Origin of the sequence: Bacillus sp. ChL18, from assembly GCF_026241425.1 — a bacterium.
Lineage (GTDB): Bacteria > Bacillota > Bacilli > Bacillales > Bacillaceae > Bacillus > Bacillus velezensis.
Genome location: NZ_JAPHWE010000001.1, coordinates 18,102 through 42,132 on the forward strand (window position 1 = coordinate 18,102; position 24,031 = coordinate 42,132).

Here is a 24,031-nt window from a genome sequence, read left to right on the forward strand (position 1 = left end):
GCTTCAAAGGAGGCTATACTAGCGGGTATGATGGTTTTCCTCTGAATTTTTGATAAAGGGCTTCCGAACAAACGCAACTGTGGTATGATGTATGGAAGATATGAAGGAACGGATTAGAGGGATAAACATGTACGAGTTTAAAGACTATTATCAGAACACTGTTCAGCTCTCCTTTGAACACCAGCCTTTTTCAGACAGCCCGAAGCACGTATGGGTCATATGCCGATATGGAGATAAGTGGCTTTTGACCGAGCATGAAGACCGGGGGTTTGAATTTCCGGGCGGAAAAGTGGAGCCGATGGAATGTGCGGAGGAAGCGGCCCTGCGCGAGGTGAAAGAAGAAACCGGTGCCGCGGTAAGACATCTGAAGTACGTCGGACAGTATAAAGTTCTCGGCAGGGAAAAGGTAATCGTGAAGAATATTTATTTTGCCGATATTGAAAAGCTTGAAAAACAGGCTGACTATTTTGAAACAAAGGGGCCGGTGCTGTTCAGCGAACTGCCGGAGAATCTCCCCCGAAATAAAAAGTTCAGTTTCATTATGAAAGATTCGGTGCTTCCGATCAGTCTGAAAAAGCTGAAAGAGGACGGCGTATTTCAATCATAAAAAACGGAGACCCGGCGTTTACGCACGGGTCTTTTTTATATTTTTCCTTTCGTCCATTTTCTTTCTAACAGTTCGACTCCCTGATACATCAATGTCGCAAAAATCGCGATGATCAGAAGGCTTAAGAACACAAGAGTGAAATTGAAGACCTGGAATCCGTAAATGATCATGTAGCCCAGACCTTTTTCGGAAACGAGAAACTCGCCGACGATGACACCGACCCAGGATAAACCGACGTTCACTTTAAGCGCGGAAATAATCGCGGGGGAGCATGCCGGCAGAATGACTTCTTTAAACATGATGCTTCTTTTCGCTCCGAAGGTTTTCATGACCTTAATATAGTTTTCATCCACTTCTTGAAAAGCCGTAAAGACGACGATTGTCGTGATAATGACACTGATGACTGCTCCCATGGCGACAATGCTTGTGAAATTCGGTCCGAGTGCCACGATGAGAATCGGTCCGAGTGCGACCTTCGGCATCGCGTTTAAAATGACGAGGTACGGGTCTAAAACCCGGGCGAGCCTGTTTGACCACCATAACAGAGCGGCGAGGCATGTGCCGAGGAGCGTGCCGAGCAAAAAGCCGAGAACGGTTTCTCCTAAGGTTACGCCGATGTGCGCCGCAAGGGATGCGTCCGCAATCTTTTCAACTAAAAGCCTGCAAACGGCGGAGGGTGAGCTGAAGATTAACGGATCGATCCAGCCCGCCCTGCTCGATATTTCCCAGCCGGCAAAAAATACGATGAAAATGGCGGCCTGATACGCACGGACCCGGAGCTTTTCTTTTTGGTGTCTTTTCTTAAACTGCTGATGAAGCTGTTCAATCGTGCCGCTGCTGTTTTTCAAGGGAATTCAGCTCCTTCCATATGGTTTGAAACAGCGGCTGAAAGGCCGGATCCTGACGCGCGTCAAACGGATCTAAAGCCGCGAGCTCCTTAGGCACGGTGAATATTTGGTGGATGGTGCCCGGCTGATTCGAAAATAAATAGATCGTATCGCTCATGGCGATGGCTTCACCGATATCGTGGGTGACGAGCACGGCGGTTTTTTGAAAATCCTTTAATGTTCTGAAGACAAGGTTTTCCAAAGAAAGCTTCGTTTGAAAGTCCAGCGCGGAAAACGGTTCATCAAGGAGCAGCAGTCCCGGGTCCGGCGCAAGAGTTCTGGCAAGTGCCGCCCGCTGCCGCATTCCGCCTGACAGCTCTTTCGGGTATTTCTTTTCAACGCCGATTAATCCGAGCTTAGGCAGAAGGCTGAGAACTTCAGCTCTTTTTTCTTCTGTTAATGTTTTTGAAATGTGTAAACCGAGCAGCACGTTTTCCTCAATTGATTTCCAAGGAAATAAATAATCCTGCTGAAGCATATAACCGATTTGGTGTTCTTTATGGTTCGGCACGCTTCCTTCAATCAGAACCCGGCCTTGCGCAGGGGTGATAAGACCGGCCAGAATGGACAGGAGTGTTGTTTTTCCGCATCCGCTCGGTCCGAGAAAGGAGATGAAATCCCCTTTTTCAATCTGAAAATGTATATCTTTCACGGCGGTTGTTCTTTCTTTCAGCGAGAAATAAGTATGTGTTACATGATCGACATGTAAAAAAGACATTCATGTTCCTCCTATTGTTCTGAGGTGACTTTTTTGGCGATTTTTGTGTTGACGAGTTTGCTGTACGGAATATGTTTCGGGAGCTCTCCGGCTTCATCCATAATAGATTGAAGCTGTTCCCATTCATCCTTTTGCAGTACTGGGTCTGCAGAGAATGACTTTTGTTTTTTATAGCGCTCTATCGATGTTTCGATAATGACCGGATCGGTATCGGCAAATTCCTTCTGAATCAGTTTTGTGATGTCTTTGGCCGGATGGCTTTCCACCCATTGCTGGGCGCGATAGATGGCGCGGGTGAATTTTTCCGCCGTCTTTTCATTGGTTTTCAAATAACTTTCTTTTGCCATAAAGGTTGTGTATGGCACTTGGCCGGAAGCTTCTCCGAAGGATGCGACGATATGGCCGATGCCTTCTTTTTCAAACTGGGATGCCGTCGGTTCAAACAGCTGCACATAATCACCCGTTCCGGATGCGAATGCGTTGGAAATATTGGCGAAATCAATGTTTTGAACGAGGTTAATGTCTTTTTTCGGCTCTATGTGATTCTTTTTCAGGACGTACTCACCGGCCATTTGGGGCATGCCGCCTTTTCGCTGGCCGAGAAATGTTTTTCCTTTTAAATCGCTCCATTTGAATGATTTCTCATCCTTCCGCGACACGAGAAATGTGCCGTCCGTCTGTGTCAGCTGCGCGAAGTTGATGACCGGATCTTTTGCTCCCTGCGCCTCCACGTAAATGGATGTTTCAGAACCGACCAGCGCGATATCAGACCCGTTTGACAAAAGCGATGTCATCGTTTTGTCCCCGCCCCATGTTGTTTGAAGTGACACTTGGAGCCCTTCTTTTTTAAAGAAACCTTTTGCCTCAGCGACATACATAGGCGTATAGAAGATGGAGTGTGTGACTTCCGCCACCTTTACCTTCGTCAGACTTTCTTCCTGTCTGCAAGCCGGAAGAATGAGCAGGAAAAAGGCGCATATGACAAAAACGCAGCCCGTTTTGAGCCATTTGTTCACGGTGTAACCTCCTTGTTTTAAGCGTTAAAATAACCTTTTCTGCTTTACATATCGTATGATGGGTATAAAAAATGTGTGAGTGCCCATATTCACGTTGGGATAGAATAAAAAAACTGATGATATAAGGAGGCGCATTGTTTTGCTGGCAGAAAAGAAAAGGTTCCCGTCTCCGAGTCCGCATGTCCGCCTCTTTGAGGTATGCTATGAGTCAGAAGGGCTGAAGGTAAAGGGGCTCCTTGCCGAGCCTGCGGCGCCGGGAACATATGACGGTTTTTTATATTTGCGCGGCGGCATAAAAAATGTCGGCATGGTACGCCCCGGAAGAATCATTCAATTCGCTTCCCAAGGCTTTGTCGTGTTTGCGCCTTATTACAGAGGCAACCAGGGCGGCGAGGGAAATGAAGATTTTGCGGGAGAGGACAGAGAGGACGCGTTTTCCGCTTTTCGCCTGCTTCGGGAGCATCCGAACGTCAGGGAAGGGCGGGTGCATATTTTCGGTTTTTCCCGGGGCGGAATCATGGGGCTTTTGACCGCGATTGAAATGGGGCATCAAGCGGCTTCGCTCGTATCATGGGGCGGTGTGAGCGATATGGTGCTTACTTATGAAGAGCGGAAGGATATGCGGCGGATGATGAAGCGGGTGATCGGCGGCACGCCGAAAAAGGTGCCGGATGAATACAGACGGCGTTCGCCGTTTGAAAACGCAGACCGCATTCAGGCCCCTGTGCTGCTCATCCATGGAGAGAATGATGAGAATGTTTCGATCGAACACGCCCGGATGATCGAGGACAAGCTGAAAGAGGCGGGGAAACCGGTGGAAACTTGGTATTACAGCGGTTTTACGCATTATTTTCCGCCGCAGGAAAACAGACGCATTGTCCGGCGGCTGGCGGAATGGATGAAGACACGGTAAGATGTCTGATTTATGATATGATAATAAAGAATAAGAGAATGAAAGGGGATTTTCATTTTGGGAATGCCTGTTGAATTTAATACCATGATTGTGACAAAAGGCAATGAAAAACGGATAGAGGAAAATATCTTTTTATTGGAGAAAGAGGGCTACCGCGTCTATCCTCTTGATATTCCGATGGACGTGCGCAAAACGAAAACCGGCGAGAAATCCGGCACCGGCGAGGTCCAAAAGCTCGAATGGGCGAACGGCCGGACAAGCATTACATACAGACTCACGTCGCTTCATTCGACAAACTGAAAAAACAAAAGCCGAGGGCATAAACGCCCTTGGCTTTTTTGATTACACGAGAGGTCCGCCGGCTTTGGCAATCGAGTCTGCATGGGAAAACTTTTTAAAGTTTTCTTTAAACTCATTGGCTAAAAACAGCGCTTTTTCGTTGTATGCTTGTTTATCGCTCCACGTGTTTTCAGGCTGAAGAACTTCATTCGGAACGCCCGGAACATGAACGGGGCTGCGCAGGCCGAAAATGCTGTCTGCCGTCATGTCAGTCTGGTTCAGTCTGCCTTCAATAGCGGCCTTGACCATCGCTCTTGTATACGAAAGTTTCATCCGTTCTCCGACTCCGTACCCTCCGCCGGTCCAGCCTGTGTTGACCAGGAAGACTTGAACGCCGTGTTCGTCGATTTTATGCCCGAGCATTTCGGCATATACATGCGCCGGAAGCGGAAGGAACGGTGAACCGAAACACGTCGAGAAAGTCGTTTGCGGAGATGTCACGCCGCGCTCGGTTCCCGCGAGTTTACTGGTGTACCCGCTTAAGAAATGATACATCGCCTGTTCCTTCGTCAGTTTGCTGATCGGAGGAAGCACGCCGAATGCGTCCGCCGTTAAAAAGACGATCGCCTGCGGATGGCCGGCAATGCTCGGCTGCACGATATTGCCGATCATCTCAATCGGATATGCGGCTCTTGTGTTTTCCGTGTAGAAGGAATTGTCGTAATCCGCTTCACCCGTTTTTTCATCAAGCACGACATTCTCAAGAACAGACCCGAAGCGGATCGCACGAAAAATCTGCGGTTCTTTTTCCTCGCTCAGATTGATACATTTAGCGTAACATCCGCCTTCAATGTTGAAAACGCCGGAATCTGACCAGCCGTGCTCGTCATCGCCGATCAGTTTGCGGTCCGCATCGGCTGAAAGCGTCGTTTTCCCTGTGCCGGAAAGGCCGAAAAACAGGGCGACATCGCCTTTTTCACCGACATTGGCTGAGCAATGCATCGGCAGTATATCCTGCTGCGGAAGCAGGAAGTTCATAATGGAGAATATTGATTTTTTCATTTCTCCGGCGTATTCGGTGCCGCCGATTAAAATGACGCGCTTTTCGAAAGAGACAATGATAAATGTTTCCGAATGCGTGCCGTCCGTCTCCGGATCTGCTTTAAAATGCGGAGCTGAGAGAATGGTGAAAGGCTGCGCTTGCGGATCTCTTTCATCCGTCTCCGGTCTGATAAACAGCTGGCGCGCGAATAAATTGTGCCACGCAAATTCATTTACGACCGTAATCGGCAGTCTGTATTTTTCATCCGCCCCCGCGAATCCTTCAAAAACAAACAGTTCATCCCGCTGTTTTAAGTAGCTGACGACTTTGGCGTACAACTTTTCAAACGCCTCTTCTGAAATGGGCTGATTCACCGCGCCCCAATCAATTTGATTTTCTGTGCTTTGTTCACGGACGATAAATTTATCTTTAGGTGACCGGCCTGTATATGCGCCGGTGGTGGCGCGTACGGCGCCCGTTGATGTCAGCGTTCCTTCATTTCGGCTGATCACTTTTTCGGTAAGTTTTGGAGCCGATAAATTATGATGCACATTCGGACTTGCAAGTAATGCTTGTAGATCTGCGGTTAAATCAACTAATTTCATAAAAACCTTCCTTTGCCGGTTTATTTGTATTTCGCTGAATGTGGAATTAGTATAACATATATCCAAAAATAGTCTATACTATTTGAGGTTTTTTGTTTGTGTTTTTCCATTGCTTCCCGAAATAAAGGCGCGTAATCGCTTTAATTCATATTGACACTTTCCGCCCTTTTACGATAAGATATTTCATTGAGCGGATACTCTTATCCCGAGCTGGCGGAGGGACAGGCCCGATGAAGCCCAGCAACCGGTTTCTCTGTAAAAAAGCAGGTGAAAACACTGTGGGAAACCAAGGTGCTAACCTGATGCAAGGTTTAATATTTTCCTTGAGCGATAAGAGTGAAAGGCACACAGACCAAACCCTTTCCTCGAGTGGAAAAGGTTTTTTTATTTCATAAAATATGCCAATTAACATTCTCTGATATAGTATGACATTGTATTAAGAGGGAGCGAGTTCCGTATCATATGAGAAGGTCTTGCAAAAGATCTTTTTTCAGGAGGAAAAGTGAATGAGTAAAAACCGTCGACTATTTACATCTGAATCTGTTACTGAGGGTCATCCGGACAAAATCTGTGACCAAATTTCTGACAGTATCTTAGATGAGATTTTAAAAAATGACCCGAACGCGCGCGTGGCCTGCGAAACATCTGTAACGACAGGACTTGTGCTGGTAAGCGGAGAGATTACTACTTCAACATACGTTGACATTCCGAAAACAGTCCGTGAAACGATTAAAGAAATCGGCTACACACGCGCCAAATATGGATTTGATGCGGAGACTTGCGCTGTTTTAACATCAATTGATGAACAGTCTGCGGATATCGCAATGGGTGTCGATCAGGCTCTTGAAGCGCGTGAAGGCACAATGAGCGATGCTGAAATCGAAGCAATCGGAGCGGGAGACCAAGGCCTGATGTTCGGTTATGCGTGTAACGAAACGAAAGAGCTTATGCCGCTTCCGATCTCTTTGGCGCATAAATTAGCCCGCCGTTTGAGCGAAGTCCGCAAAGAAGACATTCTTCCGTACCTTCGCCCTGACGGCAAAACGCAAGTTACCGTTGAATATGATGAAAACAACAAGCCGGTCCGCATCGACGCGATCGTTATTTCAACTCAGCACCACCCGGAAATTACGCTTGAGCAGATTCAGCGCAATCTGAAAGAGCATGTCATTAATCCTGTCGTGCCTGAGGAACTGATCGATGAAGAGACAAAATACTTCATCAACCCTACGGGACGTTTCGTAATCGGCGGACCTCAAGGTGATGCGGGTCTTACCGGCCGTAAAATCATCGTAGACACATACGGCGGATATGCACGTCACGGCGGCGGCGCATTCTCCGGTAAGGATGCGACGAAGGTAGACCGTTCTGCGGCATACGCTGCGAGATACGTAGCGAAAAACATCGTGGCAGCAGGTCTTGCTGATTCTTGTGAAGTGCAGCTTGCATACGCAATCGGCGTGGCACAGCCTGTTTCTATTTCCATCAATACATTTGATACAGGAAAAGCTTCTGAAGAAAAACTGATCGAAGTCGTACGGAATAACTTCGACCTGAGACCTGCCGGCATTATTAAAATGCTTGATCTGCGCCGCCCGATCTATAAGCAGACAGCTGCTTACGGCCACTTCGGACGTCATGATGTGGATCTTCCTTGGGAGCGTACTGACAAGGCGGATGCGCTTCGCAAAGAAGCACTAGGAGAATAATTTTATAGCCGCTTACTTAAGCGGCTTTCCCTTTTTGTAGATGCTGCCATGCTTATTTTTTACATAGCGTGAAACCAATGGCGTAACAAAGCGTCTATAAAAAGGGGGTCCAATTAGAAAATTACACTTATGGAGGCTATACTATGTGTGGATTTGTCGGTGTTTTTAATAAGCATCCATTAACTCAAACCGCAGATCAAGAAGAGCTAATCAAACAAATGAACCAAATGATCGTTCACCGCGGTCCTGACAGCGATGGGTATTATCATGATGAGCACGTCGGATTCGGCTTTAGACGGCTCAGTATTATTGACGTAGAAAACGGCGGACAGCCTTTATCATATGAAGACGAAAAATATTGGATCATTTTTAACGGCGAAATCTATAACTACATTGAATTGAGAGAAGAGCTTGAAGCGAAAGGCTACACTTTCAATACAGATTCCGATACCGAAGTGCTCCTTGCGACATACCGTCATTATAAAGAAGAAGCTGCTTCAAAGCTTCGCGGAATGTTTGCGTTTTTAATCTGGAACAAAGCTGACCGCGTCATGTACGGCGCGAGAGACCCGTTCGGCATTAAACCGCTGTATTACACAACCATCGGGGATAAAGTATATTTTGCATCTGAAAGAAAAAGTTTAATGGCCGCTCAAAACGGCATTGATCTTGATACAGCTTCTTTACAGCAATATATGTCTTTCCAATTCGTTCCTGAACCGAGCACGCTTGACGCTGAAGTGAAAAAGGTCGAGCCGGGCAGCCAGTTTACGATCCGCCCGGAAGGCGATATCGCGTTTAAAACATATTTCAAAGCGAACTTTAAGCCTGTTCAGTCTGATGAAGATAAATTGGTGAAAGAAGTCAGAGACGCAATCTTTGACTCTGTCAAAGTCCACATGAGAAGTGACGTGCCTGTCGGTTCGTTTCTATCCGGCGGTATCGACTCTTCTTTTATCGTCTCAGTTGCGAAAGAATTTCACCCGAGCCTTAAAACATTTTCCGTCGGTTTTGAGCAGCAAGGCTTCAGTGAGGTTGACGTAGCGAAGGAAACGGCTGCCGCGCTCGGGATTGAAAACATCAGCAAAGTCATTTCTCCTGAGGAGTATATGAACGAGCTTCCGAAAATCGTCTGGCACTTTGATGACCCGCTTGCAGATCCGGCGGCGATTCCTTTGTACTTTGTCGCGAAAGAAGCGAAAAAACATGTAACGGTCGCGTTATCCGGGGAAGGCGCGGACGAGCTGTTCGGCGGGTACAATATTTACCGCGAACCGCTTTCGCTTAAACCGTTTGAACGCATTCCGTCCGGTCTGAAAAAAATGCTTCTTCATGTGGCGTCCGTCATGCCTGAAGGAATGAGAGGGAAAAGCCTCTTAGTCCGCGGCTGCACACCGCTTGAGGAGCGCTATATCGGTAATGCGAAGATTTTTGAAGAGCCCGTGAAAAAACAGCTGCTCAAACATTACAATCCAGAGCTTTCATACCGTGATGTCACGAAGCCGTACTTTACGGAAAGCCGTTCATACAGCGACATTAATAAAATGCAGTATGTTGACATCCATACGTGGATGCGCGGCGACATCCTGTTAAAGGCTGACAAAATGACGATGGCCAACTCATTGGAACTGCGCGTGCCGTTCCTTGATAAAGTCGTGTTTGACGTGGCTTCTAAAATTCCGGATGAACTGAAAACGAAAAACGGCACGACGAAATACCTTCTGCGCAAAGCTGCTGAAGGAGTAGTGCCTGATCATGTGCTTAACCGCAAAAAACTCGGCTTCCCTGTGCCGATCCGCCACTGGCTGAAAAATGAAATGAACGAATGGGTTCGCAACATCATTCGTGAAAGTGAAACAGATGCTTATATTGAAAAGGATTATGTCCTTCAGCTTCTGGAAGATCATTGTGCCGACAGAGCGGACAACAGCCGCAAAATCTGGACCGTGCTGATCTTCATGATCTGGCACAGCATCAATGTCGAAAAAAGACTGGTGCCGGAAGAGCTGAATCATCAGCCGAAAGAAGTCATTTTCGTTTAATCCAAAAGGCTTTCGATGTTATCGAAAGCCTTTTTTCTATTGTTTTTTTGTAAACCGTCTATTCCGCTCTGTTTTCGACAAAGTATTACGCAATATTCAGAAAAAGGTTATAATAGGACTAATCGGGTAGATTCCGGAAAGTGTTTTCTGGCTATTTCGTCTCGGTTTGTGTTTCTTTGTCAAAATCAGGGGGAGGGAGAGTTATGCAAAACAAAGAAAAAACGCTTCACCGCGGCTTGGAAGAGCGGCATATCTCGCTTATGTCGTTGGGCGCCGCGATAGGAGTCGGGCTGTTTCTCGGGTCGGCTTCTGCCATAAAGCTTGCCGGGCCGGGGATTTTAGCCGCTTACGCCTGCAGCGGACTGATTATGTTTTTTATTATGCGGGCATTAGGGGAAATGGCGATTCAAAAGCCTGTAGCCGGCTCATTCAGCCGGTATGCCAGAGATTATCTCGGTCCGCTTGCCGGGTTTTTAACAGGCTGGAATTATTGGTTTTTATGGGTTGTTACCTGCATGGCGGAAATCACCGCGGTCGGCATTTATATGGGCTACTGGTTCCCTGACGTGCCGTCATGGATCTGGGCGCTTTGTGCACTCGTCATTATGACGGCTGTCAACTTTCTGGCGGTCAAAGCGTACGGTGAGCTTGAATTCTGGTTTGCGCTCATTAAAGTCTTGGCGATTCTGTCAATGATCGCGATCGGTCTGGTGATGATCGTATTCGGTCTCGGAAACGGAGGCGTTGCGCTCGGAATCAGCAATTTATGGAGCCACGGCGGCTTTTTCCCGAATGGGATTAAAGGGGTGCTGCTGTCGCTTCAAATGGTCATGTTTGCCTATCTCGGGATTGAGCTGATCGGTGTTACAGCCGGTGAGGTCAAAAATCCGGAAAAATCACTGGCGCGGGCCATAGATACTGTTTTTTGGCGCATTCTCATTTTTTACGTCGGAGCTTTGTTTGTCATTATGTCAATTTATCCGTGGCAGGAAATCGGTTCAGGCGGAAGCCCGTTTGTTTTGACATTTGAAAAAATCGGAATACCCGCTGCAGCCGGAATCATTAATTTTGTCGTATTGACGGCGGCTCTTTCTTCCTGCAACAGCGGGATCTTCAGCACGGGGCGCATGCTGTTCAATCTGGCGGAGCAAAATGAAGCGCCTAAAGCATACGGTACGGTCACAAAAGGCGGTGTGCCGGGAAAAGCGGTATTGGTTTCAGCGGGCGCGTTGTGCATCGGCGTTTTGCTGAACTACGTGGTGCCGGCGAAAGTGTTTACGTGGGTGACGAGCATTGCGACGTTCGGGGCGATTTGGACATGGTCGATTATTTTGCTTTCCCAAATGAAATACCGTAAAAGCTTACAGCCGGAACAACGGAAAAAACTGAAATATAAAATGCCTTTATACCCCTTTTCCTCATATATCTCGCTGGCATTTCTGGCTTTTGTCGTTGTGCTGATGGCTTTTGATGCAGAGACCCGGGTGGCCGTCATCATCGGTCCTGTCTGGTTCGGCATATTATTAGCCGCCTATTACGGAAAAGGTTTCCATAAAAGAAAAGACATAGATCTGGAAAACGGACAGACATTCGCCGAAAAAGCGTAAAAAAAGAGCCCGGGACATGGGCTCTTTTTTTCATAGGATCGGGCCGGCGGGGGAAGAATAAAACAAATTCCTGAACATTTTGCTTCTGTTTCCTGACAATCGGGAGAATGCAAATGGTTTTTACTTAAATAATATTTTGAAAAATGGTACAGTAGTAAAACAAAGCTGATCTATTTTTATTTCTCTTGCAGTGTTTTATAGTATCGGCCTTTTTCAACATATTCCGTTCTGATTCTTTCCATGTCCCGTATGTCTTCTTCTGTCAGCCGGCGGATAACCTTTGCGGGCCGGCCGAACGCAAGACAGCCGGGAGGAATGGTTTTGCCCGGAGGAACGAGACTTCCGGCGCCGATAAATGCGCCTTCTCCGATTTCCGCCCCGTCAAGAATGACGGAGCCCATACCGATTAAAGCATTCTTTCTGATGATTGCGCTGTGCAGTGTAACCTGATGGCCGATCGTGACGTCATCTTCAATAAGAAGCGGGCGGTTCGGACTTTGATGCAGACAGCTCAAGTCTTGTATGCTGACTCTTTTTCCGATCCTTGTCGGCGCAACATCCCCCCGGATGACGGCTGAGAACCAAATGCTCGATTGTTCTCCGATCACGACGTCGCCCGTAATGACGGCGTTATCCGCAATGAACGCTTCAGGATGTATGTCAGGCGTAAATTGTTTATAAGGGTAGATTATCATGTCTCATCCTTCTTTCTCTAAATTTATGTAAGAGGTGAACTGCATGTGGACTTGGAAAGCAGACAGGCCCGTCGGTACCATTGTCATTATCCACGGGGCGAGCGAATACCACGGGCGCTATAAATGGCTCGTTGAAATGTGGAGATCTTCCGGATATAACGTGGTGATGGGCGATTTGCCCGGTCAGGGAACGTCGACCCGCGCCAGAGGGCATATTCGCTCTTTCCAAGAATACATTGATGAAGTAGATATATGGATTGATAAAGCGAGAACGCTTGAAGCGCCCGTTTTCCTTTTGGGCCACAGCATGGGCGGACTGATTGCGATAGAATGGTTTAAGCAGCAGAGAAATCCCCGTATTACGGCACTCATTTTATCATCACCTTGTCTGGGTCTGCAAATAAAAGTCAATAAAGTCCTTGATTTTGCGTCTAAAGGACTGAACGTCCTCGCTCCGTCCCTCAGAGTGGATTCCGGCTTATCACCTGATATGGCAACGAGGAATGCGGATATGATTGAAGCGGATCAAAACGATTCTTTATATGTCACGAAGGTATCCGTAAGATGGTACAGAGAGCTTTTAAAAACCATTGATGCCGCTATGGTGCCGACTGATTCGTTTTTAAAGGTGCCGCTTTTGCTTATGCAGGGCGGTGATGACAAAATCGTCGATAAAATGAAGGTCCGCAAATGGTTTTCCGGTGTGGCTTCCCATAATAAATCGTACCGGGAATGGGAAGGGCTTTATCATGAAATTTTTAATGAACCGGAAAGAGAAACTGTGTTTAAGGCGGCAAAAGCCTTTACAGATCAGTATATTTGAATTCGCTGGGGGTGCATATGTTGACAGTACCGGAACATCCTTTTAACCTTATGGCAAAAGTGTATCGGGAAATTTTTCCGCTCGTTCATCAGGAATTGAACATGTGGCGGGAAAAATCAGATTCCATTAAAAATACCGAACTGCGGCAGCAGGCGGCCGCAAGTATCCGCGATAAATCGTTTCATTGTGAAGGCGGCGGCATTTTAGCCCTGCTTTCGGGAGAGCAGAAACAGAAATGCGTGCAATTTATCATCGCGTATCAGACAATCAGTGATTATCTGGACAATCTGTGCGACCGCAGCACCTCGCTTGATCCCGAGGACTTCCGCATGCTTCATCTCTCCATGCGTGACGCGCTGACGGTCGGCGCCGAGGTGCGGCCGTACTATCAGTACAGAGACGAGCGGGATGACGGCGGTTATCTTCATGAGCTGGTGAGAACATGCCAGCGGGTGCTCGGGTCAATAGAACATTACGGTATCATTAAACCTTATTTGCTTGAGCTGTGTGATTATTATTGCGACCTTCAGGTTCATAAGCATGTCGTTGAGCATGAACGCGTGCCGAGGCTTAAAGGCTGGTTTGAGCAGTACCGGTCACAGCTTCCGGAAATGGAGTGGTTTGAGTTCTCGGCCTGCGCCGGATCGACGTTAGGCATTTTCTGTCTCGTTGCTTACTCATTCCAGCCTGATTTTAACGAACATACCGCTGAGAAAATCCGCAGCAGTTATTTTCCGTACATACAAGGGCTGCACATACTGCTCGATTATTTAATTGACCAGGAAGAGGATCTGCTTGAAGGCGATCTGAATTTCTGTACGTATTATCAGTCTCATGAAGAAATGATGCAGAGACTGCAGCATTTTATTGAAAAAGCGGATGAACATTTGCAAGGCATTCCGCATGAAAATTTTCACCGGCTGATCAACAGGGGGCTTCTCGGCGTCTATTTATCCGATGACAAAGTCGCCGGCCAAAAAGAAATGGGCCGCCTCGCGCGAAAGCTGATCAGGGCAAGCGGAAAAACGTCATTTTTCTTTTATATTAACGGAAGAGCCTACCGCAAATTTCAGAAGATGGCTTGGACGAAAAGTTCGTAATGGGTGAACTGCGCCTCTCGTGTACATCATGACGGCGCAGTTTTTTATTTATGACGTGAAGTATGAAATGAAACATTGTTTGCATCTGCAGAATATGATACTTTAATTTTATGAAAAAATTAAAGTATTTAGCGGTCATAGCATTACTTTCCATTTCCGGAGGCTGCTCCGTCATCCATGCTTCCGCCGGCTATCATCCTGTCTTGATAGCGCACAGGGGCTCTTCTGCGATTGAGCCGGAACATACAGCTTTGTCTTATGCGCGTGCCATTAAAGACGAAGCAGATTATATTGAGATAGACTTACGGGAGACAAAGGACGGCCATCTGATTGCAATTCACGATAAAACGGTAGATCGGACAACAGATGGTAAAGGGATGACAGATGATCTGTCTTTGGCTCAGGTTAAGAAACTGAATGCGGGAAAAGGAGAAAAGATTTTAACATTAGAAGAAATCATACAGAAATTTGGACAAACTGCCAATTACTATATTGAGACAAGAGAAAGCAACGGCAGCCTGATGATGGAAAAGAAACTGATTGACATATTACAAAAACATAAGCTGATTTCCAGCCAAAAAGCAGTCATTGAGTCTTTTAGCGGGAAGAGCTTAAAAAAAGTTCGATCTATGAATAAAAAAGTTCCTCTTGTTCGATTATTAAAAGATAACGAAGCTGAGGAGATAAATGATAAGCAGCTGCAAACCATCAGAACGTATGCTGATACAGTCGGGCTCAACGCCAAATTGGCAAATGAAGCAGTCGTGAAGCGCATTCATCACAATAAGATGAAAGTGCACGTGTTTTTTGATAAGGAAGACGAGCATACGCTGACGCCTATTATGCTGAAACAAAAAGCAGATGGTATCTTTACAAACAATCCCGCTTATACACGCAGCGTGCTGCAAAAAAGTAAATAAAAAGAGACATGCGCATTTTACGCTGTCTCTTTTTTTAACGGTTTCTTTTTTGCCGCAAGGTGCATTGCGAATTTGCCGATCAGCCCGATGACAAAAAATGCAGCAAACCACCAGTAATAGGTTTTTGCGAACTCAAATCCTAAATGTCTTGATAAAATGATGACGAACATCACATAGGGAACACTTGAAAATATGATGCGAAGAATATTCAAACTGCCGCTCCTCCCAGATGTTACACTTAAAAGATGTGCTTTTTTCCATTATTTCATAGTAATTGATTTTTCTTGAAAAGTAAACACAAAAAGAATCGGCCCGCTTATGACAGGCCGATTCTTTATTTGCCGGCAGATTTCTTTTCAATCGCTATAATAAACGGAGGGTCGTTTCGCTGGTTGAGAAAGCCGTAGCTCAGCACGCGCGCTTTTTCCTGATCAAGATTGCTGCAGTACTCCAGTAATGCACTTTTTTCCGTCTTGCCTTCAGGATGCCCGTGGTACACAACGAGAACGATCAGCCCGTTCTCCTTCAGCAGTTCAAGGAGCTGTTCGATCGCGGAAATGGTTGAGTGACCGTTTGTCGTAATGCTTTTATCGCCGCCGGGCAGATAGCCGAGATTAAACACGGCGCAAGCCACACGACCGTGCGCATCTTCAGGCAGCGATGCCTTTATTTGATCATGGCTCTTATGGTGAAGCGTGACGCGCGGGCCGAAGTCGGCACCGAGCCGCTCCTTCGTTTTAGCGAGTGCGTCCGCTTGAATATCAAAGGCATGGACATGTCCTGTCTCACCGACAAGGCCGGCCAGGAAATATGTATCATGTCCGTTGCCCATCGTCGCGTCAACCGTGATATCACCTTCCTGTGCGGCGGACTTCAGCAATTCTTTACTGAAAGGGAGGATGTGCATCAAGGTCATAGGGCGGTCTCCTCCCCGATCTTTCTGAAGAGCTTCCCTTGATAGCTTCCCCGTGTTTCCAGCTCTTTTTGAATGGCGCCCAGTACTTCCCACTTATTGACGCTCCACATCGGTCCGACCATTAATTCGATCGGCCCGTCTCCCGTAATGCGGTGTACGATCATTTCCGGGGGAATGATTTCGAGCTGATCACATACAAGACTTACATATTCTTCTTGAGAAAGGAACTCCAGCTTTCCTTTTTCATATTGCTTCACCATCGGTGTGCCTTTTAATAAGTGAAGCAGGTGAATTTTAATGCCTTGCACATCCAAATCAGCGACGGCTTTGGCCGTCTCCATCATCATGTCCCTGTTTTCAAGCGGAAGCCCGTTAATGATATGGGAACAAACGCGGATGCCGTGTTTTCTTAGTTTATTGACGCCCTCAACATAGCAGTCAAAATCATGGGCGCGGTTGATCAGAAGGGCGGTCCGCTCATGCACGGTCTGCAGCCCGAGTTCAACCCACAAATAGGTCCGCTCATTCAGTTCGGCCAAATATTCCACGACATCGTCCGGAAGGCAATCCGGACGGGTCGCGATCGACATGCCGACAACGCCGTCAAGCTTGAGGACGGATTCGAATTTTTCTCGCAGCTCCTCTACCGGGGCATGCGTATTCGTGAACGCTTGGAAATATGCGATATATTTGCCGTCTTTCCACTTTTCGTGCATGCGGTTTTTGATATCGTGAAATTGCGTGAGTAAGTCATCGGCCCGATTGCCGGCAAAATCGCCGGAGCCCGCCGCGCTGCAGAATGTGCAGCCTCCGTGTGCAACCGTGCCGTCCCGATTCGGGCAGTCAAAACCGCCGTCAAGCGCGACTTTAAACACTTTATGCCCGAAATGCTCCCGCAGATGATAATTTAATGTATGGTACCGTTTTTCCGTATTTGAATAAGGAAAAGGGTTATTCTCGTTCAATGTTCAAAAAGCCTCCCTCACATCAGATGCATCCTAAAATTGTAGCATGAATGATGAGGGTTCACAATCTGAAAACAGGATGCGGCTTTCTTTTGTTTATTATGACTGCAGGCAGGATTCTCATTCCTTTAGTTAAACACGGAAAATTTGGTTCTCTTTCCTTCAACCTTCGGGTGTTATTATTTTTGGTCCGCTCAAACTAAGTTTGATTTCCCATTCACTGAGGAGGGGTTTCGTTGGCAACAAGACAATCAGTAGATGAACATCTCCAAAGAAGCGAACAGGCGTATGAATTTGCGAATGAGCAATTTATGACCGCTTCGAAACAAGAGCATTATAATGATAATGAGTACAGTGAAGCGCAAATGATGCTTGAAAACGCGGTGAATGAATTAAACAAGCTGTCATTATCTGCGAATGATCAGCAAAGAGAGCAGCTTTATCGAATGAGATTGCAGCTGCAGACCTTGCAAAACAATATGATTTTGCAGCGTAATTTTGATTACTGACCGCGCCGTTTCAAATGGTTCAGCAAACCTGCCGGAATTCCGGCGGGTTTTTTTGTATTTTTTTAAAAAAAGAATTGACAATAGGGCGGAGTGTGTTTATTGTATTACGTGTACTACTTGATGTAATACACATAAAACACTCGAAAAATGAAATCGACATATAAATGTTAAGCATAGGGAAGGGGAACTTTTATGAAAAACAAAAGATCCGTAAAACAAGATGTGCCTCTTATTATCGCCGCCTCGGTTTTGGCCAGCAGTCTGTTTGTCGTTCTTGTCGTCATCGGTTTTCAATGGCAGAACATTTAAAGAGAGAGAGCAGCTCGTAAAAGAAAGAAGGGAAGTAAATGATTCAAATCGATCCGAGAAGCTCAACTCCGATTTATGAGCAGATCATACAGCAACTGAAAGAGCTTTGTTTAAAAGGGATCATGAAGCCGGGGGATAAACTTCCTTCTGTCAGGGAATTGGCAACGATCATTATCGCCAATCCGAACACAGTCAGCAAAGCGTACAAGGAGCTCGAACGCGATGGTGTCATTGAAACGCTGAGGGGAAGAGGAACGTATATATCGGAGAATGCAAAAACGACATTGGTTGAAGGGAAGATGACGATGATAAAAGAGCAATTGAAACAGCTCATCATCGATGCCCATTACGCGGGAGTTGAGCTGGAGAAGCTGCAGGAATGGATAAAGGAAATCAGCGCTGATGTGAAAGGAGGCAAGGATCATGATTGAATTACGGAATCTCTCAAAAACGATAGACGGTAAAGAAGTGCTCAAGGATATTTCGCTCACCATCGGAAAAGGGGAAATTTTCGGGCTGCTCGGGCGAAACGGATCAGGGAAAACAACACTGCTCCGGCTCATTCAGCAGATTCTGCTGCCGGATCAAGGGACGGTTTTATTTAATCAGGTGGAAATAAAGCGGCATCCGAAAGTAAAACAGAACATCATTTATATGCCTGTTGAAAATCCTTTTTATGACAAGTATACATATAAACAGCTTGTTGCGATTGTAAACAGAATCTATCCGAATTTTGATGTGACTTACGCCAATGAGCTGATGAACAGGTACGGCATTCCGGAAACGAAGAAATACCGTGAATTATCGACAGGCCTGAAAAAACAGCTTGCGCTCGTCCTTGCCTTTGCTTCACGCCCGGCTCTCATCCTTTTGGATGAACCGACGGACGGAATTGACGCCGTAACGCGTCATGACGTGCTTCAGCTTATGGTGGATGAAGTGGCTGAACGGGAAACGAGCATTCTGATTACCTCACACCGTTTAGAAGATATTGAGCGAATGTGCAACCGGATCGGGTTTTTGGAAGGAAATCAGCTGACGAATGTGATGGACTTGGATGATATGAAGGAAGAGTACATGAAAATCCAAATGGCATTTGAAGAGGACGTCGCCTTGAAGATCAGAGAACAAAACATACCGATTCTCGACCATGCCGGTGTGTTTTATACGGTGCTGATTCAAAAGAACGATGAAAAGAAAAAGAAGTTTCTGCAAGAGCTGCAGCCGAAAGTATGGAACGAACTTCCTGTGAATTTAGAAGAAGTCTTCATCGCGAAGTTTGGAGGGAACCGGAGATGGTAGACAGGGGATTGCTGTACAGGGAATGGGTGCAGAATCGAACTGTTCTTGTGATGGTCGGCATTTTTTTAGCGGCGGTCAATCCATTTGAAGTGTTAAATACCTATCTGGTCTATCAAGGCTGTCTGGACACCCCGGAAGCATATTGTAACTTTTATGTGAATTCTCTGGAGAGCGGAATGCTGAACTTAAACTGGGCGCCCGCTGTCATCTTAGCGGTTTGCTTATTCGGACTGGAGCGCACAAAAGGAACGATTGATACGCTTTTCAGTCTGCCTTATTCCCGCGCTCAGGTGTTTCACACTAAATTTTGGCTCGGGGCGGCGGTCATTGCCGGCGCTCAGGTGATCGGCTACGGGCTGGCTGAGCTGCTCATTCTTCTGTTAAAGCCTGAGCGCGTATATTTCTTTCACCATTACAGCGTCGGAGAGATTATTGTGAGTGTTTTGGCTTTTACATTGGTTGCGAGCGCGGGCTGCTTAACGGGGAATACGTTCGCCCAGCTGTTAACGGCGTTTGCTGTGTCGATATCACCATACCTGATCATTACGTTGCCGTTGTCTAATGTAGAAGTCATCTTCGGAGCCGGCATGTATGAGCTGATGCCGTCAGTCGATGCTTATATCAAAGTATACAATCTTTTTCAATACTTGAATCCGATCATGTACATTGATACAGATTGGGTATCTGCCAGCAAGTATATATTAATTATCCCGGCAGTGATGAGCATTGTATTTTATGCCATCGGGTACTTTTGCTATGTCAGGCAGCCTGTGGAACGGAACGGCCGTTTTTTTCTCTGGAGACAGCTTGACCGGCCCATTCAGATTGTGGTGATCATAATCGCCGTTCTCGGTTTTGGCCTGGCGGGGTACTCGACGGGACATACGATGACAGGGTATGTGGCCGGGATGCTGGTCGGAGGAGCGATCGGATTTTTGGTCAGTTATTTTGTGATTTATAAAAAAACGAAGCATGTGTAAGAGAGGAGGACCGGAATGATACCGCGGGGATTGTTGTACACAGAATGGAAAAAAAATCAGTGGTTGTTTTTATGCAGCGGCATTCTTTTAATGGCGGCAAACCCTTTTATGGTTTATAACAACTACTCAACATATCAAGAATGTTTGAATAACCCAGCTCTTCAAGATTGTGAATTCGTTGTCAATTATACGAATGGGTCGCCTCTTTCCTTCAGCTGGGTTGTGAGTGTCATCATTGCTGTCTTCTTATTAGGCTTGGAACGGACAAAGGGAACGATGGATGCTTTGTTAAGCATGCCTTACAGCAGAGGCCAAATCTTTCAGACGAAATTCTGGCTCGGCGGGGCCGTCATTGTTGTTCCTCAGGCGATAGGCTATGGAGCGGCGTCATTGCTGATATCTTTGCTGAAACCGAGCCATACGTACGATTTTGATCATTTTTCAATCGGAATGATTGTCATCAGTTTTATGGCTTACACCTTGTTAATGGCATCCGGCGCATTAACGGGACAGATATTCGCCCAGCTGTTAACGGCGTTTACAGTAACGGTTCTGCCCTTTTTACTCATCGGTCTGCCGGCCGCGAATTTGGAGGTCGTTTTCGATTTTAGTGTCGGAGATCAATTTTCTTTTATCAGCAGTTATATCGAATCCCGTCTTTTTATATTTGTAACCCCTATTGGATATGTGTTTAACGACTGGATCAGAGAAAGGGATTTGGTTTTAATCATTCCGATTGTGATGAGCCTTGTCTTTTATCTGATCGGTTACGTCAGCTTTCTGAAACATCCGAATGAACGGAACGGCAGATTCTTTCTTTGGAGAAAATTGGACCGGCCGGTGCAGATCTTGGTGATTGCCTTTGCCGTTATGGGTTTCGGCGTTTTCGGATATGGGGTCACAGACACGATGTTCGGCTATTTAGCCGGCATTATCTTCGGCGCGATTATCGGGTTTTTCATCAGTTATTTTACGGTTTACAGGAAGTCAAAGCATATGTAGATCTGTTTGAAAATGAACAGTTTGGAGGAAAGCAAGGTGCCGATTAGCGGTTTGCTTTATAAAGAATGGAAGCAGCGGCAGACGCTGCTGCTTCTTACAGCGGGGTTCTTAGCTATTTTAGGCCCTTTGGCAATTATAAATGAGTATTTTCACTATAAGGATTGTTTGAGTGCGCTTCATCAATATTCAGGTTCAGTTTGTACGTTCAGCATTGATTACAGCAATCGGAATTTGATTGGGCTGCATTTCATTCCTCCGGTTATGATGGGGCTTTTTCTGATAAGAGGAGGCCGGGCTGAAAGGATGTTTACACTGAGTCTTCCGTATTCGAGAAGCCGGATATTTCATACGAAGTTTTTCTTGGGAGCAGCCGTGTTAGCCAGCTCGCAGTTTGTTTCTTACGGAGTATCTGACATATTGTTTCTAGCGCTTAAACCTGACGCTGTCAATCATTTTCAATCGTTCAGCTCAGGGATGCTGGTCATCAGCTTGATGATTTATGCATTAGTGACAGCTGCCGGCACGATAACGGGCAATTTAGCGGCGCAGCTGATCACAGCGTTCACGGTTTCCGTCTTTCCGATCGTGGTTATGACGATTTACCTGTTAAACGCTGAGTTCCTTTTTGGCAGGCAGGCTGTGCCGGATATTGATTTCCCTTGGAGCGGATTTCTGATCTATTTCATGCCTGCCGCTTACATCCATATATCATGGATGTATTACAAACACGCATTGTTAATCTCCGCATTAATGGGATTTTGTTTCTATCTATTCGGCTATGCGAATTTCCTGAAAATGCCGAGTGAACGAAGCGGTCATTTTATCCTGAGCAAACACATTGAGCGCATCATTCAAGTGCTCGTCATGGTGCTCAGTATGCTGGGAAGTGCGGGGGTATGCGGATATGCTTATAACGGCTCGTATACCGGTTACATATTCGGCATGCTTCTCGGTGCGATTATCGGGTTTTTCATCAGTTATTACTTCATCTATAAAAAAACGAAACAGATATAAGGGGGAGTGGTGTACGTGATAGAAGTACAGCATATTGATCATTCATTTAAAATCGGCAGGAAAGGCAGAGAGAGTGAGGTTCCGGTGCTGAAGGATGTCTCTTTGACCGTTGAAAAAGGGGAAATTGCCTGTATCGTCGGTCGGAGCGGTTCCGGAAAATCAACGCTTCTGAATTTAATATCCGGATACATAGCGCCGACGAAGGGCCGTATCGTCATTAACGGCACTGATGTGACGGGCTTCAGTGAAAAAGAGTGGGCGCAGTTCCGCCTCGGGCATTTCGGCTTTATTTTTCAAAGTTTTCAGCTCATTCCAAGTCTGACAACCTATGAAAATGTTGAAATGCCGCTTGCCTTAAAAGGCGTCAAACCGTCTGAACGCAAGCAGAAAGTCGCGGACATGCTGAAACGGGTCGGACTTGAGAATCATGCGAATCATTATCCGAATGAGCTGTCAGGCGGCCAGCAGCAGCGTGTCAGTATCGCAAGAGCCTTGATTTTAAATCCGTCAATTATTTTAGCTGATGAGCCGACGGGAAGCCTTGATTCAGAAACAGAACTTGAGGTGCTTGCATTAATTCAGCAGCTGAACCGGGAGCGCGGGATTACATTTGTCATCATTACGCATGACGATGAAGTCGCTTCGATCGCGCATTCAAAATTCCAGCTGCATGACGGTGTATTAAAAGGGGGCGTTACGGTTGAGATTTAAGGATCAGATTCACTTTATCAGAAGAAATATGAAGAAAAACCGGCTGCGTGTTTTCATGACGGTGCTGGCGACGACAATGGCGTGCGCGTTTTTAGTGGTGCTGGCGTCCGTCGGATTCGGCATCCAAAAAACGATTACAGACATTACGATGAGCCAGCAGATTGTTACGGAAATCAATGTGCTCGGCCAAGATAACGGAAAAGCCGTGAAGAAATCAGACTTGGAAAAGTATAAAAATGTCAAGTCTGTCGTTGAAAGAACACAAGTGTATGAACCGAACAAAGCGTCATTGGGAAACCGAACAAATGAAGATTCAGCCATTGTGCTGACAAACATGAACGATGAAGTCAAAGCCAATATGGAGCTTGATCAGGGAAGGGTCGCCCGCACAGAGAATGAAATCGTGGTCGGCTATGATTTTGCGAAGAACCTATTGACGAAAAAAGAGGCTGACGCTTACGACAAAGAGTTAAAGGATCACCAAGGCGACATGTCGGAGGTGAAAAAACCAAAAGGCTATACGAAAGACCTGCTTAATAAAACGATACAGCTCAGCATCTCCAAAACAAACAAAGACGGAGACGTTGAGAAAACGAAAACGTACGACTTTAAAGTAGTCGGAATTACAAAAAAACCGTCCCAAGATTGGATGGAGGATACAAATATTTTTGTGAGTGATCAATTCAAGAAAGACTTCTCGACATTCTTGGATCTGAAGAATGGAAATGCGGAAAAAAGCATCAATGTGTATGCGGACAAATTCGATCATGTTGATCAGCTTACCCAAGACCTCACGGATGACGGCTTTTATGTCAGGTCTGTCACTACCGAGCTGAAGGGCGTCAATACCTTTTTCCTCGTCTTTAAAATCGGCCTGATCTTTGTCGGCTTTATCGCCGTCGTGATTTCTGCCATCGGTATTTTCAATACGATGACGATGGCGGTGACGGAACGAACGCAGGAAATCGGGATTATGAAAGCGATCGGCGCAAGCCCGTCCATCATCCGCAGAATGTTCCTGATGGAAAGCGCCTATATCGGGATATTAGGTTCTGTCATCGGGATTATCATTTCTTACGGAGTGAGTTTTGCCGTCAATCTGGCTGTGCCGGTTATCTTAAAAGCGGTAGGGGGAAACACCGGAGCAGAAGATCTTCATTATACCTTCTCCTATATCCCGCTCAGCCTCGTTGTGATCGCAGTTGTCATTTGTGCGGGGGTCGCGGTGATTTCCGGTATGAATCCGGCCCGCAAAGCAACAAAAACCAACGTTCTGACCGCATTAAGAAGAGAACTGTAAAGGAAAAAAGCCGGCTGGACATCAGCCGGTTTTTCCTCTATTTATCAGAAAAGGGCGGAT

The 24,031-nt window shown here is 46.3% G+C and carries 25 protein-coding genes and 1 riboswitch; of the genes, 17 read left to right on the forward strand and 8 right to left on the reverse strand.

What is annotated here, in order from left to right; all coding sequences use genetic code 11:
• Positions 1 to 127: 127 nt before the first annotated feature.
• Complete coding sequence (gene ytkD, locus OQ477_RS00215; RefSeq protein ID WP_003152244.1) at positions 128 to 607, forward strand: RNA deprotection pyrophosphohydrolase; 480 nt, start codon at positions 128 to 130, stop codon at positions 605 to 607.
• 35 nt (positions 608 to 642) lie between these two features.
• Here the strand turns inward: ytkD and OQ477_RS00220 are convergent, their stop codons facing one another.
• Genes OQ477_RS00220 through OQ477_RS00230 form a run of 3 tightly spaced genes read right to left on the reverse strand, consistent with a single transcriptional unit; the run spans position 643 to position 3,228 of the window.
• Complete coding sequence (locus OQ477_RS00220; protein WP_265971038.1) at positions 643 to 1,455, reverse strand: ABC transporter permease; 813 nt, start codon at positions 1,453 to 1,455, stop codon at positions 643 to 645.
• Positions 1,430 to 2,212: an ABC transporter ATP-binding protein gene (locus tag OQ477_RS00225; protein ID WP_082998872.1), complete on the reverse strand. Its 783-nt coding sequence runs from the start codon at positions 2,210 to 2,212 to the stop codon at positions 1,430 to 1,432. Before OQ477_RS00225 ends, OQ477_RS00220 begins: the two co-directional genes overlap by 26 nt.
• 11 nt (positions 2,213 to 2,223) lie before the next feature.
• The gene (locus OQ477_RS00230) at positions 2,224 to 3,228 is read right to left on the reverse strand and encodes an ABC transporter substrate-binding protein (protein ID WP_265971041.1); all 1,005 of its coding nucleotides are present in this window, start codon (positions 3,226 to 3,228) and stop codon (positions 2,224 to 2,226) included.
• A 139-nt stretch (positions 3,229 to 3,367) separates the two neighbouring features.
• Here OQ477_RS00230 and OQ477_RS00235 point away from each other — a divergent pair, with 139 nt between their 5' ends.
• A complete protein-coding gene (locus OQ477_RS00235; RefSeq protein WP_265971042.1) occupies positions 3,368 to 4,141 on the forward strand; it encodes an alpha/beta hydrolase family protein in 774 nt (257 codons plus the stop codon).
• 57 nt (positions 4,142 to 4,198) lie between these two features.
• A complete protein-coding gene (locus OQ477_RS00240; protein WP_003152249.1) occupies positions 4,199 to 4,441 on the forward strand; it encodes a DUF2584 domain-containing protein in 243 nt (80 codons plus the stop codon).
• Positions 4,442 to 4,483: 42 nt separating this feature from the next.
• Here the strand turns inward: OQ477_RS00240 and pckA are convergent, their stop codons facing one another.
• Positions 4,484 to 6,067, reverse strand: coding sequence for a phosphoenolpyruvate carboxykinase (ATP) (pckA, locus tag OQ477_RS00245; protein WP_224182047.1), 1,584 nt, complete (start codon positions 6,065 to 6,067; stop codon positions 4,484 to 4,486).
• 197 nt (positions 6,068 to 6,264) lie between these two features.
• A riboswitch (SAM riboswitch) is annotated at positions 6,265 to 6,404 on the forward strand.
• 169 nt (positions 6,405 to 6,573) lie between these two features.
• On the opposite strand from pckA, the gene metK reads away from it, so the two are divergent.
• From metK to alaP, 3 genes are all read left to right on the forward strand, one after another.
• Complete coding sequence (gene metK, locus OQ477_RS00250; RefSeq protein WP_003152253.1) at positions 6,574 to 7,776, forward strand: methionine adenosyltransferase; 1,203 nt, start codon at positions 6,574 to 6,576, stop codon at positions 7,774 to 7,776.
• Between the two features lie 143 nt (positions 7,777 to 7,919).
• A complete protein-coding gene (gene asnB, locus OQ477_RS00255; RefSeq protein WP_003152255.1) occupies positions 7,920 to 9,818 on the forward strand; it encodes an asparagine synthase (glutamine-hydrolyzing) in 1,899 nt (632 codons plus the stop codon).
• 203 nt (positions 9,819 to 10,021) lie between these two features.
• Entirely contained in the window at positions 10,022 to 11,425 is a 1,404-nt protein-coding gene (gene alaP, locus OQ477_RS00260) for an alanine permease AlaP (RefSeq protein ID WP_014418695.1), read from the forward strand.
• Between the two features lie 176 nt (positions 11,426 to 11,601).
• On the opposite strand, the gene OQ477_RS00265 is transcribed toward alaP, so the two are convergent.
• Positions 11,602 to 12,117 carry a gamma carbonic anhydrase family protein gene (locus OQ477_RS00265; RefSeq protein ID WP_029326247.1) on the reverse strand — a complete coding sequence of 172 codons (516 nt, stop codon included), beginning with the start codon at positions 12,115 to 12,117 and terminating at the stop codon, positions 11,602 to 11,604.
• A 46-nt stretch (positions 12,118 to 12,163) separates the two neighbouring features.
• On the opposite strand from OQ477_RS00265, the gene OQ477_RS00270 reads away from it, so the two are divergent.
• The 3 genes from OQ477_RS00270 to OQ477_RS00280 all read left to right on the forward strand — a co-directional run bounded on the left by OQ477_RS00270 (position 12,164) and on the right by OQ477_RS00280 (position 14,963).
• The gene (locus OQ477_RS00270; RefSeq protein ID WP_265971043.1) at positions 12,164 to 12,943 is read left to right on the forward strand and encodes an alpha/beta hydrolase; all 780 of its coding nucleotides are present in this window, start codon (positions 12,164 to 12,166) and stop codon (positions 12,941 to 12,943) included.
• Between the two features lie 20 nt (positions 12,944 to 12,963).
• Positions 12,964 to 14,043, forward strand: a complete 1,080-nt coding sequence (locus tag OQ477_RS00275; protein ID WP_025285155.1) for a tetraprenyl-beta-curcumene synthase family protein — start codon at positions 12,964 to 12,966, stop codon at positions 14,041 to 14,043.
• 110 nt (positions 14,044 to 14,153) lie between these two features.
• Positions 14,154 to 14,963 carry a glycerophosphodiester phosphodiesterase family protein gene (locus OQ477_RS00280; RefSeq protein ID WP_265971045.1) on the forward strand — a complete coding sequence of 270 codons (810 nt, stop codon included), beginning with the start codon at positions 14,154 to 14,156 and terminating at the stop codon, positions 14,961 to 14,963.
• A 17-nt stretch (positions 14,964 to 14,980) separates the two neighbouring features.
• Here OQ477_RS00280 and OQ477_RS00285 read toward each other — a convergent pair whose 3' ends face one another.
• The 3 genes from OQ477_RS00285 to OQ477_RS00295 form a co-directional block, all read right to left on the reverse strand.
• Positions 14,981 to 15,175, reverse strand: coding sequence for a hypothetical protein (locus tag OQ477_RS00285; protein WP_003152265.1), 195 nt, complete (start codon positions 15,173 to 15,175; stop codon positions 14,981 to 14,983).
• Between the two features lie 122 nt (positions 15,176 to 15,297).
• A complete protein-coding gene (locus tag OQ477_RS00290) occupies positions 15,298 to 15,879 on the reverse strand; it encodes a tRNA (mnm(5)s(2)U34)-methyltransferase (RefSeq protein WP_007613246.1) in 582 nt (193 codons plus the stop codon).
• Positions 15,876 to 16,844 (reverse strand): TIGR01212 family radical SAM protein, encoded by a 969-nt coding sequence (locus tag OQ477_RS00295; protein WP_007408822.1) that lies wholly within the window; start codon positions 16,842 to 16,844, stop codon positions 15,876 to 15,878. Before OQ477_RS00295 ends, OQ477_RS00290 begins: the two co-directional genes overlap by 4 nt.
• Before the next feature lie 236 nt (positions 16,845 to 17,080).
• Between OQ477_RS00295 and OQ477_RS00300 the strand changes: the two genes are divergently transcribed.
• The 8 genes from OQ477_RS00300 to OQ477_RS00340 all read left to right on the forward strand — a co-directional run bounded on the left by OQ477_RS00300 (position 17,081) and on the right by OQ477_RS00340 (position 23,971).
• Positions 17,081 to 17,353, forward strand: coding sequence for a YtzC family protein (locus tag OQ477_RS00300; RefSeq protein ID WP_003152272.1), 273 nt, complete (start codon positions 17,081 to 17,083; stop codon positions 17,351 to 17,353).
• Positions 17,354 to 17,700: 347 nt separating this feature from the next.
• Positions 17,701 to 18,093: a GntR family transcriptional regulator YtrA gene (gene ytrA / locus OQ477_RS00310; RefSeq protein WP_003152275.1), complete on the forward strand. Its 393-nt coding sequence runs from the start codon at positions 17,701 to 17,703 to the stop codon at positions 18,091 to 18,093.
• Complete coding sequence (locus OQ477_RS00315; RefSeq protein ID WP_265971047.1) at positions 18,086 to 18,964, forward strand: ABC transporter ATP-binding protein; 879 nt, start codon at positions 18,086 to 18,088, stop codon at positions 18,962 to 18,964. Before ytrA ends, OQ477_RS00315 begins: the two co-directional genes overlap by 8 nt.
• Positions 18,958 to 19,944: an ABC transporter permease subunit gene (locus tag OQ477_RS00320; protein WP_265971048.1), complete on the forward strand. Its 987-nt coding sequence runs from the start codon at positions 18,958 to 18,960 to the stop codon at positions 19,942 to 19,944. Before OQ477_RS00315 ends, OQ477_RS00320 begins: the two co-directional genes overlap by 7 nt.
• Before the next feature lie 15 nt (positions 19,945 to 19,959).
• Positions 19,960 to 20,946 (forward strand): ABC transporter permease, encoded by a 987-nt coding sequence (locus tag OQ477_RS00325; RefSeq protein ID WP_265971049.1) that lies wholly within the window; start codon positions 19,960 to 19,962, stop codon positions 20,944 to 20,946.
• A 36-nt stretch (positions 20,947 to 20,982) separates the two neighbouring features.
• Positions 20,983 to 21,960: an ABC transporter permease gene (locus OQ477_RS00330; RefSeq protein ID WP_265971050.1), complete on the forward strand. Its 978-nt coding sequence runs from the start codon at positions 20,983 to 20,985 to the stop codon at positions 21,958 to 21,960.
• 15 nt (positions 21,961 to 21,975) lie between these two features.
• Positions 21,976 to 22,671, forward strand: a complete 696-nt coding sequence (locus OQ477_RS00335; protein ID WP_007408816.1) for an ABC transporter ATP-binding protein — start codon at positions 21,976 to 21,978, stop codon at positions 22,669 to 22,671.
• The gene (locus tag OQ477_RS00340) at positions 22,661 to 23,971 is read left to right on the forward strand and encodes an ABC transporter permease (RefSeq protein WP_265971052.1); all 1,311 of its coding nucleotides are present in this window, start codon (positions 22,661 to 22,663) and stop codon (positions 23,969 to 23,971) included. Before OQ477_RS00335 ends, OQ477_RS00340 begins: the two co-directional genes overlap by 11 nt.
• Positions 23,972 to 24,031 lie beyond the last annotated feature (60 nt).

Bases quoted from the DNA above. Each gene is read 5' to 3' on its own strand.
- OQ477_RS00280 (WP_265971045.1), top strand. From the start codon at position 14,154: ATGAAAAAATTAAAGTATTTAGCGGTCATAGCATTACTTTCCATTTCC.
- OQ477_RS00320 (WP_265971048.1), top strand. From the start codon at position 18,958: ATGGTAGACAGGGGATTGCTGTACAGGGAATGGGTGCAGAATCGAACT.
- OQ477_RS00290 (WP_007613246.1), bottom strand. From the start codon at position 15,879: ATGACCTTGATGCACATCCTCCCTTTCAGTAAAGAATTGCTGAAGTCC.
- pckA (WP_224182047.1), bottom strand. From the start codon at position 6,067: ATGAAATTAGTTGATTTAACCGCAGATCTACAAGCATTACTTGCAAGT.
- alaP (WP_014418695.1), top strand. From the start codon at position 10,022: ATGCAAAACAAAGAAAAAACGCTTCACCGCGGCTTGGAAGAGCGGCAT.
- metK (WP_003152253.1), top strand. From the start codon at position 6,574: ATGAGTAAAAACCGTCGACTATTTACATCTGAATCTGTTACTGAGGGT.
- asnB (WP_003152255.1), top strand. From the start codon at position 7,920: ATGTGTGGATTTGTCGGTGTTTTTAATAAGCATCCATTAACTCAAACC.
- OQ477_RS00270 (WP_265971043.1), top strand. From the start codon at position 12,164: ATGTGGACTTGGAAAGCAGACAGGCCCGTCGGTACCATTGTCATTATC.
- ytkD (WP_003152244.1), top strand. From the start codon at position 128: ATGTACGAGTTTAAAGACTATTATCAGAACACTGTTCAGCTCTCCTTT.
- OQ477_RS00225 (WP_082998872.1), bottom strand. From the start codon at position 2,212: ATGTCTTTTTTACATGTCGATCATGTAACACATACTTATTTCTCGCTG.
- OQ477_RS00325 (WP_265971049.1), top strand. From the start codon at position 19,960: ATGATACCGCGGGGATTGTTGTACACAGAATGGAAAAAAAATCAGTGG.
- OQ477_RS00315 (WP_265971047.1), top strand. From the start codon at position 18,086: ATGATTGAATTACGGAATCTCTCAAAAACGATAGACGGTAAAGAAGTG.
- ytrA (WP_003152275.1), top strand. From the start codon at position 17,701: ATGATTCAAATCGATCCGAGAAGCTCAACTCCGATTTATGAGCAGATC.